We start from the raw sequence: 17046 nt of genomic DNA on the forward strand, positions 1-17046 counted from the left end.
TTACTTAGATAGTGGATACGACTTACTTAGCAGCCGTCTTACCAGACTTGCGGCGTACCTCCTCACCGAGGAAGCGGACACCCTTGCCCTTGTATGGCTCTGGCTTGCGGAATGAACGAATCTTAGCACAGACCTGTCCTAGTAGCTGCTTGTCGCAAGACTTTAGGATGATCTTAGGGGTCTGATTACGCACCATCTGCGTCTCGATCTTGATCTCGTCTGGGAGTACCAGATAGATAGCGTGTGTGAAGCCTAGTGAGAGCTCTAGGATCTGCCCCTGATTGGTAGCACGATAGCCGACACCTATCAGTTCGAGTGTATGGGTGAACTCTTCGTGTACACCCGTCACCATGTTGTGGATTAGCTGACGGTAGAGACCATGTAGCGAGCGCTCCTGACGCTCATCTGAGTGACGTGTGAGTGTGATCTCTCCGTCCTCGACTGAAACCTCGATGCGAGGATCTATATATTGCTTGAGCTCACCCTTGGGGCCCTTTACTGTTACGTAGTGATCCTCCTGAGAGACGGTCACGCCCTGTGGTATAGCTATGGGTAGTTTACCTATTCTAGACATATTACTTTGCTATAAGGAGGATTAATATACATAACATAGTACCTCACCACCGATCTTGAGCTCACGAGCCTCTTTGTCTGTCATGACGCCGTGAGATGTAGATAGGATGGCGATACCTAGTCCATTGAGTACGCGAGGCATATCTTTGTAGCCTACATACTTACGTAAGCCTGGGCGTGAGACACGCTTGAGGCTCTTGATTGCATTGACCTTGTTCGAGAGGTCATACTTGAGGGCGACCTTGATGGTTCCTTTGCATCCCTCCTCCTCAAACATATAGTTGAGGATGTAGCCCTTATCAAAGAGGATCTTGGTGATGTCCTTCTTGATGTTGCTAGCTGGGATTTCTACCACACGGTGACCCGCTTTGATTGCATTGCGCAATCGGGTGAGATAATCTGCTATTGGATCTGTCATTGTGTATTAAGATTAAATTGATCTGGAGGGTTCCTGACTGGCTTATAGCTTCTCTCCGAGGCATCGTCGACTCCTCTATCTTAAGATCTCCACTCCTTGTATGAAGGCGGTGATCATCATATAGTTATAGAGTCACGAGTACCGAGATCGAGAGCTGTAAGGGACAGGCTACCCCAGACAATATTTAATTGATTCGCTGTCAATCATCGCCCCATGCTCTCACTCCAAAGAGTGCGAGCGTCTCATACATTCTTCCTGTTAAGAGGAGCTATATGAGAGGACAATTCTGGGCAAAGATACGAATAGTCTAGATACTATGAAAACTTTTGGAGTCCGTCGAGAGCATATCACACCTGCCATACAGGCGGTAGACAATGCTCTAACTCGCTCTCAGCGTAGTATATCTAAGTCCTATAACTCTCTCTAGGCGATTTGCATCTGCCTATAAGAGTTTTTGTCCTCGTATGTGGGAGTCGACGAGAGATTTGTTACCAGCTGGCTTTCTTCACCCCTGGGATAAGACCGGTAGAAGCCATCTCGCGGAACTGGATACGGCTGATGCCAAACTGTCTCATATAACCCTTGGGACGTCCCGTGATCTTGCAGCGGTTGTGCAGACGCACGGAAGAAGAGTTGCGAGGGAGTGTCTGTAGCTTCTGCAGAGACTCGTAGTCTCCGGCAGCCTTGAGCTCAGCACGACGCTTCGCATACTTCTGAACGAGCTTCTGGCGCTTGGCCTCACGGGCCTTCATTGATTCTTTTGCCATAAACCTATATGTATCTTACTTATTAGTAGTACGGAAGGGAAGTCCAAATCGCTTGAGTAGCTCGAAGCCCTCCTCATCGGTAGGAGCTGAGGTCACAAAAGTGATGTTCATCCCTAGTATCTTCGTGATGCTATCGAGGTTGATCTCAGGGAAGATGATCTGCTCTGAGATACCTAGTGTATAGTTACCACGACCATCCAGCTTAGAGTTGATACCCTTGAAGTCACGGATACGTGGGAGGGCGACACGTACGAGACGCTCGAGGAACTCGTACATACGATCACCACGCAGTGTCACCATGACACCGATAGGCATCTGCTTACGCAACTTGAAGTTGGATATATCCTTACGTGAGTATGTTGCTACTGCCTTCTGTCCGGTGATCTGTGTGAGCTCATCGATTGCGACGTCGATGATCTTCTTGTCACTTGTAGCCATGCCCAGGCCTTGATTGATGACGATCTTCTCTAGGCGAGGCACCTGCATGCTACTCTTGTAGGCAAAGTGCTTCATCAGATCGGGAGCGATCTGCTCGTTGTATTGCTTCTTAAGATTTACTGTCAGTGCCATAGTTACTTAATTACTTCTCCTGACTTCTTAGCGAAGCGTACTAGCTTACCGTTGTCATCACGGCGACGTCCTATACGCGTCCCTTTGCCAGACTGAGGATCTAGCACATTCAGGTTAGATATATGTATTGGAGCCTCCATGCTGAGAATAGCTCCCTGGGGGTTCTGTGCATTGGGCTTGGTATGCTTAGATACCATGTTAAGCCCCTCGACGATCGCACGCTGCTTCTTGACAAGTACCTTGAGGACACGTCCTGTCTTACCCTTGTCTTCGCCAGCGTTTACCATGACGATGTCGCCTTTCTTGATATGAAACTTGCTCATCTCTATTCTCTCTATAAGTTAAAGGACCTCAGGAGCTAGAGACACGACCTTCATATTGACGGCACGTAGCTCACGAGCTACAGGTCCGAAGATACGTGTACCACGTAGCTCTCCACTGGGGGTGAGTAGTACGCAGGCGTTGTCATCAAAGCGGATGTAAGAGCCGTCTGTACGACGTATCTCCTTTTTGGTTCTTACGATGAGAGCCTTAGCGACAGTTCCCTTCTTCATATCGCTAGAGGGGATGACGCTCTTGACAGTCACCACGATGACATCTCCGACCGAAGCATAGCGGCGGCGCGTACCACCGAGTACACGGATACAGAGTACCTCGCGAGCACCACTATTGTCTGCTACATTGAGTCTTGATTCTTGCTGTATCATAGTTTACTTCGCTCTTTCTATAATCTCGGTGAGTCTCCAGCGCTTGGTGCGGCTCAGAGGGCGTGTCTCCATGATGCGGACACGGTCACCGATGTTCGTTTCATTCTTTTCGTCATGTGCATAGTACTTCTTAGTCTTGCTGACGAACTTACCATATATAGGGTGCTTCTCTTTGAAGCGTGAGGCTACGGTGATGGTCTTGTCCATCTTGTTGCTGGTGACGATCCCGATGCGCTCTTTTCTGTGTTTTCTTTCCATGTGAATATCAGTCTATTCTGCAGGGTTAGTTATTTGTCTCTCGCTCAGCGAGGACAGTCTTGAGACGAGCGATCGTGCGACGCTGCTCTCTAAAAGCTGCAGGATTCTCAGCTGGAGAGACATAGTGGTCTATCCTCTTCTGCTGGTAGGAAGCCTGCTCAGCCTCTATGCGCTCACGGATCTCCTCCGTTGTGAGCTCTTTGATTTCGCTTATCTGCATAGCTGTATAAGGTCTAGCGGATTAAACATTAGGGTTAGCAGCGTCGAAGTCTCGACGTACGACGAACTTTGTCGTGACTGGTAGCTTCTGAGCAGCCAGACGTAGAGCCTCCTTTGCGACCTCGTAGGGTACGCCCTCTACTTCAAAGAGCATACGACCGGGAGTCACAGGAGCGACAAATCCCTCGGGATTACCTTTACCTTTACCCATTCGCACCTCAGCAGGCTTTGCTGTGATTGGCTTGTCGGGGAAGATGCGGCACCAGACCTGTCCTTGACGCTGCATGTAACGCGTTACTGCGATACGAGCGGCCTCTATCTGACGGCCTGTGATCCACTTACTCTCTAGGCTCTTGATACCAAAAGAACCAAATGCGAGCTGGTTGCCACGCTGTGCATTGCCCTTCATGCGGCCCTTTTGTTGCCTTCTAAATTTAGTCTTCTTAGGTTGTAACATAGCTGTGGTCTTTGATTAGCGATTAGATCTATTACGTCCTCCACGACGGAACCCACCGCGACGCTCACCACGAGAGTCACCACCTCGGCGCCCTGCCTGACGGCGTGGCTGTGAGAGGTCAGGTGCTAGATCGCGGCGCTCATATACCTCGCCGTTCATGATCCATACCTTGACACCTATCATACCCACCTTGGTGAGTGCTTCAGCCTGAGCGTAGTCGATGTCAGCACGTAGTGTATGTAGCGGAGTACGTCCCTCCTTGTATAGCTCTGAGCGAGCCATCTCAGCATTGTTGAGACGACCAGAGAGTTGTATCTTGATACCCTCAGCACCAGCGCGCATAGCATTTGCGATAGCCATCTTGACAGTACGTCGGTATGACATACGTCCCTCTAGCTTGCGTGCTATATCGTTAGCCACGATGACGGCATCAACCTCAGGCTTGCGCACCTCGTAGATGTTGATCTGTATGTTGTCAGCCTTAGTGACCTTCTTAAGCTCCGCCTTGAGGTTCTCCACGTTTTGACCACCCTTACCGACGATCATGCCGGGGCGAGCAGTGCATATCGTTATGGTGATGACCTTAAGGGCGCGCTCTATGATGATCCGGCTCACGAGGGCACCTGACAGTCTTGTGTGTAGGTACTTTCTGATACGGTCATCCTCTACTAGGGTATCGCCATAGTTGCGACCACCATACCAGTTAGAGTCCCAACCACGTATGTAGCCGAGTCTGTTTGCTATTGGATTAATCTTCTGTCCCATGTCAGTTACTTAGCTACGTTATTAACTATTTGGTCGACCCACACAGTGATGTGATTCGAACGCTTGCGGATTCTGTAGCCACGGCCCTGTGGGGCTGGGCGTAGACGCTTGAGTGTGACACCCTCGTCTACATAAACCTTGGAGACGTAGAGCTCACCCTCGTCAGCCTTGCGGCCGTTGAGCTGCTCCCAGTTGGAGACAGCACTACGTATGAGCTGCTCGACACGCTGAGCAGCTACACGGCGAGAGCTAAATCTCAGGGTAGCCATCGCGCGCTCTACCTCCATGCCTCTTATGTTGTCGACGACTAGACGCATCTTACGAGGAGATGTGGGCACGTTGCGTAGCTTAGCTACAGCGGGCTGTGTCACAGTCTCCTGAGCAGTCGTCTCTATTGTATCTTGATTATTGGCACTCATGTGTGATAATTACTTTGATTCGATTTATTACAGGGTGCTAACTAGCGATTGCCAGAGTGACCACGGAAGGTACGCGTAGGAGCGAACTCTCCGAGCTTGTGACCCACCATATTCTCTGTAATAAATACAGGTATAAAACTCTTGCCATTGTGTACGGCGATCGTATGTCCCACGAAGTCTGGAGAAATCATTGAGGCGCGAGACCAAGTCTTGATGACTGATTTCTTGCCACTTTCATTCATAGCCAAAACTTTCTTTTCGAGCTTGACGCTGATAAATGGCCCTTTCTTAAGTGAACGACTCATGTGTTTAGTTCTTGCTTAAATGATACAATGATTACTTCTTACGCTTAGCGGCTCTCTCGATGATGTACTTAGAGGAGTGCTTCTTAGGAGCTCTCGTCTTAAGACCCTTAGAGTATAGACCCGTACGTGAGCGTGGGTGTCCTCCGGAGGCACGACCCTCACCACCACCCATTGGGTGATCGACAGGGTTCATAGCCACACCGCGTACTCGTGGTCTGCGACCTAGCCAGCGTGTACGGCCAGCCTTGCCTGATCTCTCGAGTGCGTGGTCAGAGTTACCGACACTACCTATCGTAGCTTTGCATGCAGCGAGGATACGGCGAGTCTCTCCACTAGGCATACGTAGTACGACATAATTATCTTCACGAGCTACCAGCTGTGCGAAGGCACCAGCACTACGTACCAGCTTACCACCCTGACCAGGGCGTAGCTCCACGTTGTGCACGATCATACCTACAGGTACCTTAGCTAGTGGTAGTGCGTTACCTACCTCAGGTGTTGCGTTTTCACCTGACATCACTTGCTGGCCTACAGTCAGTCCGTTAGGAGCGATGATATAGCTCTTAGCTCCATCGGCATAGTATAGGAGTGCGATGCGAGATGATCTGTTTGGATCATACTCGATACTCTTGACTGTAGCGGGGATGCCATCCTTCGTTCTCTTGAAGTCGATGATACGATACTTACGCTTGTGACCACCGCCTACGTTGCGTATGGTCATCTTGCCAGTATTGTTACGACCACCCGATTTACGAGCTCCAACTACAAGAGACTTCTCTGGTGCACTGGCAGTGATGGCGTCAAATGCACCAATAGTTTTGTGTCTTTGCCCCGGCGTTGCGGGCTTTAGTTTACGGATTCCCATTGCTTATATATTGCTAAAGAAATCGATTGTATCCTCACCCTGGAGCGTTATGAAAGCCTTCTTGAAGGCTGGCTTACGACCCGTGATGACACCCGACTTGGTATAGCGACTAGAGCGCTTACCGTCGTAGCGACAGGTGTTGACACTATCGACCTTGACGTTGTACATCTTCTCGACAGCATTACGTATCTCAATCTTGTTTGCAGTGGGTGCTACTAAAAAGGCGTAGCGCTGCTGATTGCTCTCAGTGATTGCTGTCATCTTCTCTGAGATTATTGGTTTGATTATGATTCCCATATCAATGCTCTACTAGTGTGTTTCTACTTAAAACATCTCATTGACCTGTGCTAGAGCATCCTCTGTGAAGACTATCTTGCGACAATCCAGCACACAATAAGTATTGAGATCTTGAGCACGTATGATGCTGACACCAGGGATGTTACGAGCACTGAGTGCTACGGTATCCTCTATCTGTGAGACTACGTAGAGAGTCTTCTGTCCATCTACGTTGAGTGCCTTTGCCATGCTCACGAAAGACTTGGTCTTGGGCGTCTCGAATGAGAGCTGATCCAGTACCATGATCTGATTGTCTTGAGCCTTGTAGGTGAGGGCACTGCGACGTGCTAGCTGGCGGAGCTTCTTATTGAGCTTGAAGCTGTAACTGCGTGGACGAGGTCCGAAGACGCGCGCACCACCACGTAGGATGTTAGAGTTGATATCACCACGACGAGCACCACCCGTACCTTTCTGGCGGAATAGCTTGCGTGTAGATCCACTCATCTCACTACGCTCCTTGGCTTTGTGCGTACCCTGACGCTGGTTAGCGCGGTACTGCTTGACGGTTAGATAGATAGCGTGATCATTGGGCTCTATACCAAAGACGGAGCTCTCCAAGGCTATCTTACGTCCCGTATCTTCACCTTGTATATTGTAGATTGATAGTTCCATTACTTCTCTATTGCTATGATTGAACCCTTAGCTCCAGGCACGCTACCCTTGAGTACGAGGATATTGTGCTCGGGCATTACTTTGATCACTTCGAGGTTTTGTACCGTGACGCGCTTATTGCCCATCTGTCCACCCATGCGTGTACCCTTGAAGACCTTTGCAGGGTAAGAGCATGCACCGACAGCACCGGGCGCACGTAGACGGTCATCCTGACCGTGTGTCGACTGACCGACACCGCCGAATCCGTGACGCTTGACTACGCCTTGGAATCCCTTACCCTTGCTCGTCCCGTGTACATCCACATAGTGGGTATCGTTGAAGAGCTCTACGGTGATCTCATCACCGAGCTTGTAATCTGATCCAAAGCCCATGAACTCGGCCAAGTGGCGCTTGTTAGTTACTCCGGCTGCTTTGAAGTGTCCCTGCAGTGGGCGTGTCGTATGCTTGTCTTTAGCATCCTGAAAGCCCAGCTGGATCGCTTCATACCCATCACGGTCAGCAGTCTTTACTTGAGTCACTACACAAGGACCTACTTCGATGACAGTGCATGGCACGTTAACGCCCTCGGCACTGAATACGGAAGTCATTCCGATTTTCTTTCCTAATAATCCTGGCATTTCTGTAGTTGATTACTCTGGTTAATACTTAATTTCGATATCTACGCCACTGGGCATCTCCAGCTTCATCAGCGCATCAATCGTAGGTGCTGAGGCATTGTAGATGTCGATCAGACGCTTGTGAGCATTTAGCTCAAACTGCTCACGGCTCTTCTTATTGACGAAGGTGGAGCGGTTCACCGTAAAGATACGCTTATGCGTGGGCAGTGGTATAGGACCACTGACCAGCGCATTAGTATTCTGTACGGCCGTGACGATCTTCTCGGCAGACTTGTCTACGAGCATGTGGTCGTAAGACCTCAGCTTGATTCTGATCTTTTGGCTCATTACTATATTGTGAGATTATTACTTTATCAAATCAACGCGACCATTGAGTTCCTCAAGGATCTTCTTAGCTATTGACGAGGAGACCTCTGCATAGTGTGAGAAGCTCATCGTACTGGAGGCACGACCACTCGTGATCGTACGTAGGGCGGTCACATAGCCAAACATCTCGCTCAGGGGCACCTTAGCCTTGATAACCTGTGCGCCAGAGCGGTTGACCTCTGAGCCCTCGACCTGACCACGACGCTTGTTAAGGTCGCCAATCACGTCACCCATGTTTTCCTCAGGCGTTACCACCTCAAGTTGCATGATAGGCTCCATGAGCACGGGGCTAGCCTTTTCAGAAGCCTCCTTAAAGGCCATCATAGCTGCCACCTCAAAGGAGAGCTGATCTGAGTCTACAGGGTGGAAAGATCCATCTACCAGTGTCACCTTGAGACTATCTAGAGGATAGCCAGCGAGGACACCACTCTTCATAGCCTTCTCAAAGCCCTTCTGGACGGAGGGGATAAACTCCTTCGGGATGTTACCACCCTTGACCTCGTCGACAAACTGTAGTGCTCCGTCGAAGTCCTCATCGGCTGGACCAAACTTGATGATGATATCAGCGAACTTACCACGACCACCTGACTGCTTCTTGTATACCTCGCGTAGGTCGACAGTCTGAGTGACAGCCTCCTTGTAAGCCACCTGTGGCTGACCCTGGTTGCACTCGACCTTGAACTCGCGCTTCAGACGGTCTATAATGATGTCTAGGTGTAGCTCACCCATACCGCTGATGACGGTCTGACCCGTCTCCTCATTGGTCTTGACAACAAACGTTGGATCCTCCTCAGCGAGCTTAGCCAGTCCGACACCGAGACGATCCATATCCTTCTGCGTCTTAGGCTCGACAGCGATACCGATCACAGGATCGGGGAAGTCAATAGACTCTAGTACGAGTGGTGCATTCTCATCACAGAGTGTGTCTCCCGTACGAATATCCTTAAAGCCTACGCCTGCACCGATATCACCCGTGCCGATAGTCTCCATCGGGTTCTGGTGGTTAGAGTGCATCTGGAAGAGACGTGAGATACGCTCCTTCTTGCCAGAGCGTGAGTTGAAGACGTAGCTACCAGCATCGATGTGACCACTGTACACACGGAAGAAGCAGAGACGACCTACGAAGGGGTCGGTAGCGATCTTAAAGGCGAGGGCACTCATAGGTGCATCGGGATCGACCTCACGCACCTCCTCCTTGTCAGAGTCTAGTGCATGACCTACCACCTCTGGCGTATCCATAGGACTAGGCAGATAAGCACAGACAGCATCTAGAAGTGTCTGTACGCCCTTATTTTTAAATGAAGAGCCACATAGCATCGGGAAGATCTCCATCGCTAGTGTAGCCTTGCGGATAGCTGTACGGATCTCGTCCTCTGTGATCGTAGAGGGATCATCAAAGTACTTCTCCATGAGAGTCTCGTCAGTCTCTGCGAGCGTCTCTAGGAGCTTATCTCTCCACTCCTCAGCATCGGCGCGAAGATTGTCAGGGATCTCATCGATCTCGTACTCAGCACCCATAGTCTCATCGTGCCAGAAGATAGCCTTCATGGTTATCAAGTCGACAACCCCCTTGAAGGAGTCCTCCTCCCCTACTGGGATTTGGATAGGGCAGGCCTTAGCTCCGAGCATGTCAACCATCTGACGCTGCACCTCATAGAAGTTTGCGCCCGAACGGTCCATCTTATTAATGTATGCGATGCGTGGCACCTTGTACTTATCAGCCTGACGCCATACAGTCTCACTCTGAGGCTGTACACCGCCCACGGCACAGAAAGTAGCGACAGCACCATCGAGGACGCGAAGTGAACGCTCTACCTCAACGGTAAAGTCCACGTGTCCCGGAGTGTCGATCAGGTTGATCTTATACTTCTTATCGTCATAGGTCCAGAAGGTCGTAGTAGCAGCAGAGGTGATCGTGATACCACGCTCCTGCTCCTGAGCCATCCAGTCCATCGTAGCGGCACCATCGTGTACCTCTCCGATCTTGTGTGTTAGTCCAGTGTAGAAGAGAATACGCTCAGAGGTCGTCGTCTTACCAGCATCGATGTGTGCCATGATGCCGATATTACGAGTTTGCTCGAGCTTAGAATGAATTGCAGACATAGATTTTATGGTTAGTGTAGGTTAGAAGCGGAAGTGTGCGAAGGCACGGTTAGCCTCAGCCATACGATGTACGTCCTCCTTACGCTTGAACGCACCACCCTGACTATTGTAGGCATCCATGATCTCTGCTGCCAGCTTGTCAGCCATGGTCTTACCACCACGCTTACGAGCGAAGATGATTAGATTCTTCATGGAGATAGACTCCCTACGCTCTGGACGTATCTCTGTCGGCACTTGGAAGGTTGCTCCTCCGATACGACGAGACTTGACCTCCACGTGGGGGGTTACGTTATCAAGAGCTGCCTTCCAGATCTCTAGGGCGCTCTTCTCCTCTTGCGACATCTTATCCTTGACTATATCAAGGGCTCTGTAGAAGATGCTATATGCAAGACTCTTCTTGCCATCATACATGAGGTGGTTCACAAACTTTGTGACCTGACGATCTCCAAATACGGGATCGGGCAGTACCTGCCTCTTCTTAGGCTTAGCCTTTCTCATTGTTTCGTGATATTATACTATTGTCTCGTCGTCTTATTTGGGTTGCCATCATAATGATCTGTTGTCTTCAACGCTCCCTCTGGAGCATTTACTCAACCTATCCTTGATCTCCAAGGATTAGCTTATCCAAATAGAACCACGGGGACAAATGTGGTTACTAGATTTAGATTGCACTCCTCATGCGAGACATGCAGGACTCTAGCGAGCTCGCGTGCACTGCGACTAGGAGTGTCGATAGATTTTTTGTGGGGAGAGGTACTCGCTGATGTACCTATATATAGTATACTCACCCGCCAGGGGTAGTAACAGGCCGAGGGGGATAGTAGGCCATCCAGCACCTCGCCACGGCATCTCAATCTAGGCGACTAGTTTACTTCGCCTTAGGACGCTTAGCTCCGTACTTAGAGCGACGCTGGCGACGACCGTCGACACCAGCTGTATCGAGTGCGCCACGCACTATATGGTAGCGTACACCAGGCAGGTCCTTGACACGACCGCCACGCACCAATACGATACTATGCTCCTGAAGGTTGTGACCCTCACCGGGGATGTAGGCATTAACCTCCTTGCCGTTGGTCAGACGTACACGAGCCACCTTACGCATAGCCGAGTTTGGCTTCTTAGGGGTGGTTGTGTAAACGCGGACACAAACGCCACGACGCTGTGGGCATGAACCCAAGGCTGGAGACTTACCTTTTTCCTCAAAGGTCTCTCGTCCCTTTCTTACTAACTGTTGGATAGTAGGCATTAACTTCTCGTTTACTTAATTCTTGATTTACAAATATGATTCTCGTGCTTCCCTGCTATAAGGCACTGCAGATACGACCAAGTCGCACATCACAGCTACCCACAGTAGGTATAGCGGGGACAAAGGTACAAAAACTTTTTGACCTGACAAGCGGGAGTAGAGATTAGAAGTTAGAGATTAGAGGGGAGATCGGAGCTATCGGAGGTGTCGGAGCTTTCGGACGGGGAGCCGTTGTCGTGAAGCACGGGACGAGTAACCGCTGTAGGGACGCACGATCTGTGCGTCCGTTGTCGAACCAGCCGACGTGTAACGGCTGTAGGGACGCTCGGTCGAGCGTCCGTTGTGTTAAAGGTTACAACGTCGTGATTTTAACGGGGACGGACGCTCGACCGAGCGTCCCTACACATCGTTACTCGTCTCGCTCTAGCCTTCAATCGCTAACCTCTAATCTCTCCGACAACTTCCTTGCGGAAAAAGGACCTCGCTAGAGGTCCGACGCATCGTAGCCGTCGGTCGGAGGGGCTACGGCCCCGAACGACCGATGGAAAGGCGGACGTGGTAGATGGTCGACCCCTCGCGGGTCGGACTAGACGAAACTTACCCAGCCATAACGCTAATACTGTCGAACTTCCCAGTTTTTCTTCCTTGCAGTAGCTACGTGAGCAGCGCTATACTTGTTTTTATCCCTTCTCTCAGAGTAGCGATCTACTAGAAAAATAGTACCACTCTTCTTTTTCCTTCGATTGGGAAGACTATTCACCAACTTGGTCATAGCCTTGCCATTGATACAATTACTGTAGCAATAAAGAGTAACCAACCTAGTACACTCAGATAGGTTCAAGCTGGTCAGCTTATTGTTGCAGCAGTCAAGCAGTGTTAAAGCGATGTTCTTTGACACGTCTAAGCTCGTCAGTCGATTGTAGGAGCACCTAAGCTCTGTCAAGGCGATGTTCTTTGACACGTCCAAGCTGGTCAGTTGATTCCATGAGCAGGCAAGCGTTGTCAAGACGGCATTCTTTGACACGTCCAAGCTGGTCAGTAGATTCTCTCTGCAGTCAAGCTCTGTCAAGGCAATGTTCTTTGACACGTCCAAACTGGTCAGTTGATTGCAGCAGCAGTCAAGCTTTCTCAAGGCGGTGGTCTTTGACACATCCAAGCTCGTCAGTTGATTGGAGGAGCACACAAGCGTTGTCAAGGCGGTGTTCTTTGACACATCCAAGCTCGTCAGTTCATTCTCGAAGCAGTAAAGCTTTGTCAAGACGGTGTTCTTTGACACGTCTAAGCTGATCAGTTGATTGAAGGAGCAGTTAAGCTCTGTTACATCGCCACGGATGGTGATCGTTTGGCTAGTGAGTCTGTAGGACTTGCGATCGAATTTGTCCGTTTTCCCAGTCTCTTGAGCCCCCTCGATGGTGACGTTGCCATTGGCTTTGATACTCAGACCAATTTCCTCACCAACTCTTTCGGAGGTGGTCATGGTGATGACGCCTTGGGCGAGGAGGGAGGTGAAAGTGAGGAGCGTGCCGAGGAGAACGAAGAGCCAGATGCGTAGATGTTTGCTCATAGTGTAGCTAGAGATCAGAGGTTAGAGACTAGAGGTTAGAAGTGATGGGGAGGTGTGAAGGCTCTGCTGTACGAGCTGTGTCTTCTGCGAAGTTATACCTTTATTGCGAGTTGAGCAAGAGGAAGGGACGAGTAGCTGGTGTAGGGACGCACGGTGAGTGTTTAGCGGGAGAGTGTCCCTACATTTCGCTACACGTCAAATGGGCTACAGGTCTCTCCTCGGTAGGAAATCGGGAAGCGTCAGGGAGGAAACGAAATTTCCCCACGGAGGGCCGAAATAAAACTTCGGAAGAAGCAAATGAAACTTCGGAGGAATGAAATCATAAGTCCGAAGAGTTTTCCTGCGCCTCACTGGATAATCAGAGATCTCTACCTGGGGATTTACGATTTCCTCCATAGGGAGGTAGATGAGCTCATTATATATGTCGATGAGCTTATTATATAAATGTGTCCGCCCCGCTCTCTAATCTCTAACCTCCAATCTCTATTTACATATCTTTACGGGGAAATTCGTCCGATTCCCTCCTTTCTCGAATATCCACGTGGAAAATCTCAAATCTCCACGTGGGCGTCAAAAAATTCCTCCGAAGTTTCATTTGATTCCTCCGAAGTTTCATTTCATTCTTCCGAAGTTTTATTTCGCGCCCACGTGGAGGATTTTCTTTTTCCACGTGAAGATTTTGAAACATCCACGTGGAAATCACTTTTCTCCGACACGGTGCCGTATCGATACGTAGCCGTATATAAATTATTGTAATGCGTCAACCCTGGCTGACGAAGTCAGGGCTGACGCATTATAATCGCTCTGTCAGGAGCGACACATAGCGACAAGCAAGGCATATATGAGGTTACTATATATAGTGTGTCAGCCCTAATCTCTAACCTCTAATTCCTATTTACATATCTTTACGGGAAGATTGGTCCGATACCCTCCTTTCGCGAATATCCACGTGGAAAATCTCAAATCTCCACGTGGATATTTTTTATTTTCCACGTGGGCGTCATTCATTTCCTCCGAAGTTTCATTTGATTCCTCCGAAGAATTTTTTATTTCCTACCTGGGAAATAAAAATTCTCCACCTGGATATTTCGAAATATCCACGTGGAAATCACTTTTCTCCGACACGGTGCCGTTTCGATATATAGTCGGCTCTAAATTATTGTAACGAGTCGACGTCGAATTTTCCCAGCCAGGGATGACGCCTTATAATCGCTCTGTTAGGAAAAAGTTATTCCGTTGGAGATATTTCAGCGTCAACTTCGACGTCCTCTGTACTGGGTTGAGAGTCAGGCAGTGCAGATGGAGAGATTTCTTCAACGGACGTATCCTCTTCTATTTTATTTGGAAGTACCTCTTCTCCACTTGGAAGTTCCTCTGCTTCACTTGGAAGCTCCTCTTCTTCACTTGGAAGTTCCTCTGCGTTACTACTTTCCGCTGCTTGTGAGTTACTCTCTGCTTTTCGCTTGTGGTTTACTGTTTTGCTTCCCTTTTGGTCACTTTTATGGGAGACGTTCTCAACAGCTGGGTTGATCTCTTCTTCATCATTATGAAAGCACGTACTAAATAGTCCACACAACAGAAAGGAAGCAAGGATACCCAGGAGTATATAGCGATTTCCCTTGGGGAACTTCCCTTTTATGTCGTTTTTCTTGGCCAAAGCACGACACCTTCCGCAACAGAAGCCATCGTCCCAAAGGTCGTCACCATCATATTCTTTTCCGCAATATCTACATTTACTCATAATGTGCGCTGTTTATATGCTCTATACCTCATTCTCTAAGTATTCCCCTTAGGTTGCTTTTAAGGTCATCAAGAATAGCGTGATACCACATCCATGTGTCATCGCCACTGGATCTATCCGCAGGGTGATGGGTGCGGTATGCCAATTTCACTGACTCAATATTCAGCTTGGCGACATCTTTTATTGGCAACCCGGATAGCTGGATAGGGTTATCGCGTATAACGAAGTTTTCCGCGATATATCTATTGTACTTCTCGTCGACACCTGTAAGGAAAATGAGGACATCTGGTTTAAGAATTTCTATTTCGTCAGGGATGACACGAAAAAACTCTTGTTCCAATTGATGGGTAAAGCTATTCACAGATACACCTGTCCCATTACTACCCACAGCAGCAATCTTGGAGATGTTGTTCCAAAGAAATGCAGCTCTTTTAGTGGGAAACTCTTCGCGTAGAAACTCGGAAATGGAGCTCGTAAAACCATTAAAGCCGATATTGAAAAAAGAAGCTCTCACCGAAAAATAGATGTTGCCATCTACTTCCTTGTAATTTTCGTTATAAAACTCTTGATACAGCTCCATGATGTCGGCAGGAATTGGACGTTTATCAGCAGGCAGTTCCCACCTATTCACCTCTTGCCCAAATATCATGACTTTCAGATCGGCATCGGTATACCATTTCTCTGAATTTCCTTCGTCGTATTTATTTAGGCTCAACAAAAGAGGCGTGCGAATCGCAATCTCATGAGCTTTTAATGCTTCATTTAGTTTGAACCACTTCTCATCGTAAAGTAGCTCCAGTTGGTAGCTTAATCCCATAGTTCGTTTGCATTAAACTTATAAGTCATCGAATAACGAGGCAAAGACTCTCGCCACGCGCTACAAATATATTGCTTTTATTTTAATCTGTAACGAAAAGGGCAGACCGCACGGGATGACGCATCATCATCGCTCTGTCAGGAGCTACAGATGACGACCAGCGAGGAGTAGGGAGGTAGATGAGTGCACTATATATAATGTGTCAGCCCCGACCAAATTGTGACGCTAACTAGTGACTAACAATCTATTTAGTACCTTTGTAGTTCAAGTGGCTCTTACTGCTTTGCTTGCTCCGCAGGGCGAGGAGTCTCTGGTGCCTAGCTATACATCTCTAGAATTAAGTCTTATGAAGCTCATTACCGATTCGTCACGGTCTCTGCTCTCGATAGCCTGTCTGCTCTTGCTCTGCACGACAGCGTGGGCGCAAGCGCCTATGAACCCGCGCTACCAGACCTACATACGTACCTATGCCGATGAGTGCATCCGCCAGATGAAGCGTCACAAGATCCCTGCGAGCATCACGATGGCGCAGGGACTGATCGAGACGGGGGCCGGATCTAGTCGCCTAGCGAGTGAGGGCAATAACCACTTCGGCATCAAGTGCCACCGAGCTTGGCAAGGACAGCGTATCTATGCCGATGATGATCTCAAGGGGGAGTGCTTTCGCAAGTACCGCTCTGTGGGCGACTCCTACGAGGATCACTCCAACTTCCTCAAGCAGCCTCGTTACCAAGTACTATACACCTACCCTATCACGGACTATCAGGCTTGGGCTAGGGGGTTACAGCAGTGTGGCTATGCGACGAACAAGGGCTACGCTAATATGCTCATCAAGGTGATCGAGCAGTACGAGCTATACGAGCTGGATCGCGGACGCTATCCGCGCTGGATGTCAGGTCGCCCAGCACCAACCTATACGCCCTCTGACGATGATCCCGAGATGAAGCTCACGCATGAGGGATACTTTAGCTATGGACTCCTATATGTCCTCGCCAACGAGGGTGACTCGCTTGAGTCGATAGCTCGTGAGATGGGCATAAGTCTCAAGCGCTTAGCTGACTACAACGATATGCCGGTAGACTTCCCGATTCAGGCTGGCGATGTGATCTATCTGGAGCGCAAGAACAGGCGCGCCACGCCAAACTACCCCGATCATGTGGTGCAGGTGGGTGAGTCGATGCACGACATATCACAGCGCTACGGCATACGCCTCGCTCGTCTCTATCGTATGAACCACCTAGACTACGACTACGTCCCCGAGGAGGGCGACGTACTCCGACTCCGCTAAAGTCTAAAGTCTAATCTCTAACTTCTAAGGTCT

24 protein-coding genes are annotated in these 17046 nt (G+C 49.3%); 1 reads left to right on the plus strand and 23 read right to left on the minus strand.

Going from position 1 to position 17046, the window contains the following annotated elements; genetic code table 11:
- Window positions 1–22: 22 nt before the first annotated feature.
- From rplF to RDM37_RS01995, 23 genes are all read right to left on the minus strand, one after another.
- Complete coding sequence (gene rplF / locus RDM37_RS01885) at window positions 23–574, minus strand: 50S ribosomal protein L6 (protein ID WP_308554597.1); 552 nt, start codon at window positions 572–574, stop codon at window positions 23–25.
- 21 nt (window positions 575–595) lie between these two features.
- The gene (gene rpsH, locus RDM37_RS01890) at window positions 596–991 is read right to left on the minus strand and encodes a 30S ribosomal protein S8 (protein WP_025882890.1); all 396 of its coding nucleotides are present in this window, start codon (window positions 989–991) and stop codon (window positions 596–598) included.
- Between the two features lie 488 nt (window positions 992–1479).
- A complete protein-coding gene (gene rpsN, locus RDM37_RS01895; RefSeq protein ID WP_308554598.1) occupies window positions 1480–1758 on the minus strand; it encodes a 30S ribosomal protein S14 in 279 nt (92 codons plus the stop codon).
- Window positions 1759–1773: 15 nt separating this feature from the next.
- A complete protein-coding gene (gene rplE / locus RDM37_RS01900) occupies window positions 1774–2328 on the minus strand; it encodes a 50S ribosomal protein L5 (RefSeq protein ID WP_308554599.1) in 555 nt (184 codons plus the stop codon).
- A gap of 2 nt (window positions 2329–2330) precedes the next feature.
- Window positions 2331–2651, minus strand: coding sequence for a 50S ribosomal protein L24 (gene rplX / locus RDM37_RS01905; protein ID WP_298888802.1), 321 nt, complete (start codon window positions 2649–2651; stop codon window positions 2331–2333).
- 18 nt (window positions 2652–2669) lie between these two features.
- Complete coding sequence (gene rplN, locus RDM37_RS01910) at window positions 2670–3035, minus strand: 50S ribosomal protein L14 (protein WP_293964711.1); 366 nt, start codon at window positions 3033–3035, stop codon at window positions 2670–2672.
- 3 nt (window positions 3036–3038) lie between these two features.
- Window positions 3039–3293: a 30S ribosomal protein S17 gene (gene rpsQ / locus RDM37_RS01915; protein WP_025882895.1), complete on the minus strand. Its 255-nt coding sequence runs from the start codon at window positions 3291–3293 to the stop codon at window positions 3039–3041.
- A 25-nt stretch (window positions 3294–3318) separates the two neighbouring features.
- Entirely contained in the window at window positions 3319–3513 is a 195-nt protein-coding gene (gene rpmC / locus RDM37_RS01920) for a 50S ribosomal protein L29 (RefSeq protein ID WP_293964713.1), read from the minus strand.
- A 21-nt stretch (window positions 3514–3534) separates the two neighbouring features.
- Window positions 3535–3969, minus strand: a complete 435-nt coding sequence (gene rplP / locus RDM37_RS01925; protein ID WP_004331541.1) for a 50S ribosomal protein L16 — start codon at window positions 3967–3969, stop codon at window positions 3535–3537.
- 15 nt (window positions 3970–3984) lie between these two features.
- Complete coding sequence (gene rpsC, locus RDM37_RS01930) at window positions 3985–4734, minus strand: 30S ribosomal protein S3 (RefSeq protein ID WP_299367284.1); 750 nt, start codon at window positions 4732–4734, stop codon at window positions 3985–3987.
- A gap of 5 nt (window positions 4735–4739) precedes the next feature.
- Window positions 4740–5153 carry a 50S ribosomal protein L22 gene (gene rplV / locus RDM37_RS01935; RefSeq protein WP_025882899.1) on the minus strand — a complete coding sequence of 138 codons (414 nt, stop codon included), beginning with the start codon at window positions 5151–5153 and terminating at the stop codon, window positions 4740–4742.
- Window positions 5154–5194: 41 nt separating this feature from the next.
- On the minus strand, window positions 5195–5458 hold the full coding sequence (gene rpsS, locus RDM37_RS01940) for a 30S ribosomal protein S19 (RefSeq protein WP_004331550.1): 264 nt from the start codon (window positions 5456–5458) through the stop codon (window positions 5195–5197).
- A gap of 31 nt (window positions 5459–5489) precedes the next feature.
- Window positions 5490–6323, minus strand: coding sequence for a 50S ribosomal protein L2 (gene rplB / locus RDM37_RS01945; RefSeq protein WP_308554600.1), 834 nt, complete (start codon window positions 6321–6323; stop codon window positions 5490–5492).
- 3 nt (window positions 6324–6326) lie between these two features.
- Window positions 6327–6620, minus strand: coding sequence for a 50S ribosomal protein L23 (gene rplW / locus RDM37_RS01950; RefSeq protein WP_007365572.1), 294 nt, complete (start codon window positions 6618–6620; stop codon window positions 6327–6329).
- Window positions 6621–6647: 27 nt separating this feature from the next.
- Entirely contained in the window at window positions 6648–7271 is a 624-nt protein-coding gene (rplD, locus tag RDM37_RS01955) for a 50S ribosomal protein L4 (RefSeq protein WP_299367289.1), read from the minus strand.
- A complete protein-coding gene (gene rplC / locus RDM37_RS01960; RefSeq protein ID WP_297113510.1) occupies window positions 7271–7888 on the minus strand; it encodes a 50S ribosomal protein L3 in 618 nt (205 codons plus the stop codon). Before rplC ends, rplD begins: the two co-directional genes overlap by 1 nt.
- Window positions 7889–7909: 21 nt before the next feature.
- Window positions 7910–8215: a 30S ribosomal protein S10 gene (gene rpsJ, locus RDM37_RS01965; protein WP_004331517.1), complete on the minus strand. Its 306-nt coding sequence runs from the start codon at window positions 8213–8215 to the stop codon at window positions 7910–7912.
- A gap of 18 nt (window positions 8216–8233) precedes the next feature.
- Entirely contained in the window at window positions 8234–10357 is a 2124-nt protein-coding gene (fusA, locus tag RDM37_RS01970; protein ID WP_300969209.1) for an elongation factor G, read from the minus strand.
- A 21-nt stretch (window positions 10358–10378) separates the two neighbouring features.
- A complete protein-coding gene (gene rpsG / locus RDM37_RS01975; protein ID WP_004331548.1) occupies window positions 10379–10855 on the minus strand; it encodes a 30S ribosomal protein S7 in 477 nt (158 codons plus the stop codon).
- 370 nt (window positions 10856–11225) lie between these two features.
- The gene (rpsL, locus tag RDM37_RS01980) at window positions 11226–11603 is read right to left on the minus strand and encodes a 30S ribosomal protein S12 (RefSeq protein WP_004331537.1); all 378 of its coding nucleotides are present in this window, start codon (window positions 11601–11603) and stop codon (window positions 11226–11228) included.
- 613 nt (window positions 11604–12216) lie between these two features.
- On the minus strand, window positions 12217–13167 hold the full coding sequence (locus RDM37_RS01985; protein WP_308554601.1) for a leucine-rich repeat domain-containing protein: 951 nt from the start codon (window positions 13165–13167) through the stop codon (window positions 12217–12219).
- Window positions 13168–14395: 1228 nt separating this feature from the next.
- Window positions 14396–14908: a hypothetical protein gene (locus RDM37_RS01990; protein ID WP_308554602.1), complete on the minus strand. Its 513-nt coding sequence runs from the start codon at window positions 14906–14908 to the stop codon at window positions 14396–14398.
- A gap of 28 nt (window positions 14909–14936) precedes the next feature.
- On the minus strand, window positions 14937–15725 hold the full coding sequence (locus RDM37_RS01995) for a hypothetical protein (RefSeq protein WP_308554603.1): 789 nt from the start codon (window positions 15723–15725) through the stop codon (window positions 14937–14939).
- Between the two features lie 346 nt (window positions 15726–16071).
- Between RDM37_RS01995 and RDM37_RS02000 the strand changes: the two genes are divergently transcribed.
- Entirely contained in the window at window positions 16072–17013 is a 942-nt protein-coding gene (locus RDM37_RS02000) for a glucosaminidase domain-containing protein (RefSeq protein ID WP_308554604.1), read from the plus strand.
- The last annotated feature ends 33 nt before the right edge of the window (window positions 17014–17046 follow it).

The sequence above is a fragment of the uncultured Porphyromonas sp. genome (assembly GCF_902489635.1).
Classification (GTDB): Bacteria; Bacteroidota; Bacteroidia; order Bacteroidales; family Porphyromonadaceae; genus Porphyromonas.